Genomic DNA, 2271 nt, shown 5'->3' with positions numbered 1-2271 from the left:
GCAGGGTCGGGAGAAGGGACATGAAGAACTCCGATTCCAGCTCGGCGTTGGTGGTGCCCGCGCACGGATGCGTGTCGGGCGCCGGGCATGCCCACAGACTGGAGTGAAGTTGTGAGGAAGCTGTCAGGCCGCCGTGTTCATCGGATCAGGGCCGGCCGTCGGAAGCCGCAGGGTGAAGACCGAGCCCTGGCCCACCGTGCTGGCGACGGCGGTCGTCCCGCCGTGCGCCTCGACGAGCTTGCGGACGATCGCCAGCCCCAGGCCGCTGCCCCCGGTCCGGCGGCTGCGTGACTTCTCCGCGCGCCAGAACCGGTCGAAGACGTACGGCAGGTCCTCCGGTGCTATGCCGCTGCCGGTGTCCGCGACCTCCACGACCACCGTGCCGTCCGTTCTCCCGGGCCCGGCCGCGTACACCCGCAGAGTCACCCGCCCGCCGGACGGGGTGTGGCGTACGGCGTTGGTCACCAGGTTGCCGATCGCCTGCCGCAGCCGGACCGGGTCGGCCGTCAGCTCGGGAACCTGCTCGTGCCCCTCCGCGACGGTCACTCCGAGGCCGACCCCGGCCGCGTCGGCCTGGGCCTGATGGGCCGCCACGACATGGGTGAGCAGTTCCTCGGTGCGTATGGGCTCGGGGTGCAGGCGCAGGGCACCGGCATCGGCCGCCGAGAGGTCCTGGAGGTCGTCGATGATGTGCTGGAGCTGCAGCGCCTCCTCCAGGAGCGAGGAGACGAACGTCGCGTCCGCGTCGGCGACGCCGTCCTGGGCCCCTTCGAGCCATCCCCGGATGTTGCTCAAAGGAGTGCGAAGTTCGTGTGCGACATCGCTGACCATCACCTTGCGCTGTTCCTCCAGCCGGGCGCGGTGGGCCGACATGTCGTTGAAGGCGGCGGCCAGACGGCCGATCTCGTTGTCCGCGGCGACCACCACCTGGGAGGGCTCCTCCCCGTCACGCATGCGCTGGGCAGCCCCCGTCAGCGCGTGCAGCGGCCGCACGAGCCGGACTCCGGCGAGGATGGAGGCGCCGACGGTGAGCGCGAGGACGAGCGCCGCGACACCGGTGATCTTCGCCGTGTTCGCAGGGGACAGCTCGAAGCCGGGAACGGCGCCGCCGCCCGGGTCGCTGATGAACAGCAGCGCGGGTGAGGCGACGTACGAACTGAGTTGTTCCTGGCGGGCGATGCCGACGCACGAGGCGATGTCCCGGTCGTTCTCGCTGTCGAGGGGCGCGGGGGCGGCCAGCATGGTCGGTGAGGGCTCCTGCGGGACACTGACACCGGCACTGGGCTCCGGCATCGGCGCGGGCGTCGCCGAGGCGGGGAGGGGCTCCTCGGCCGTGTTCCACGACAGGTCGAGATCGAGCCGTACCGCTTCTCTTCCCTGCCGGTCCAGGCATGCGTTGACGAGCTCGTTGAGTTCGCCGAGCGCCTTCGCCTCGGTTCCGGTGGGGCTGTCCAGCGCGTCCGTCGAGCACCGGCTGCCGCGCACACGGTCAGGGTCGTTGCCCACGACCTGGACACGGGGCCGCCCGCTCGGCCCTTCGACGACGTCGGAGGCGATCCCGGACCGGCTGAGGCACCGTACCGTCTCCTCCGCGGTGCGCCTCAGCGACGTACGCTCGTTCTCGGGCAGCCGGAACGGTCCGACGGCCCGCGGGTCGACCCGGTCGTTCCCCGGGAGCTGTTCCCCGTCCGTTCCGGGTGCCGCGACCGTGACGGACCCGGTCCCCGACTCCGGTCCCGGGGACGCGGCCACCGACAGCGGGTCCACGACCGCCGAGGCCTGGGGAGGCAGGGCCGGCGGCGGCGGGGAGGAACCCGCGGAGTCCGCGAGGATCTTCCGGTCCTGTGTGGTCAGCGTGATCCGCCGGCCGGACACGTCGGCCAGGTCGTCCACAGTGGCCCCCACGCCCTGCCAGGTGGGGTGCTCGGCAGCGTAGGCGAGCAGGGAGTCGAGGACACGGGTGTCGGCGGCGAGGTTGCGGCCCTGCTCCTGCTCGATCGCTCCGGACGTGGTCTGCACGGCCAGCCACGCGGTCGCGGCGACCGAGCAGGCCGCGACGAGCGCCGACACCGCCAGCAGCCTGCCGAGGAGGCTCTTGCGCAGTGGCAGCCGCAGACGCTGTCCGCCGTGCTCAGCTCGCCGGGGCACGCGGGACCCCCTTCAGCGGGTCCGTGAGTTTGTAGCCGACTCCGAAGACGGTGAGCAGCCGGGCCGGGCTCCGGGGTGCGTGCTCGATCTTCTTGCGGAGGTTCATGATGTGCACATCGACCA

The 2271-nt window shown here is 72.0% G+C and carries 2 protein-coding genes; both read right to left on the bottom strand.

The features are described 5' to 3' along the window. Positions 1 to 123 precede the first annotated feature (123 nt). A complete protein-coding gene (locus VN520_RS07345) occupies positions 124 to 2148 on the bottom strand; it encodes a HAMP domain-containing sensor histidine kinase (protein WP_325746038.1) in 2025 nt (674 codons plus the stop codon). Further along, the coding region (locus VN520_RS07340; protein WP_325746039.1) for a helix-turn-helix domain-containing protein at positions 2132 to 2271 on the bottom strand (140 nt) is incomplete at its 5' end. The genes VN520_RS07340 and VN520_RS07345, both read right to left, overlap by 17 nt.

Origin of the sequence: Streptomyces sp. (assembly GCF_035563135.1) — a bacterium.
Classification (GTDB): Bacteria; Actinomycetota; Actinomycetes; order Streptomycetales; family Streptomycetaceae; genus Streptomyces.
This window is presented reverse-complemented; position numbering and strand designations above follow the sequence as displayed.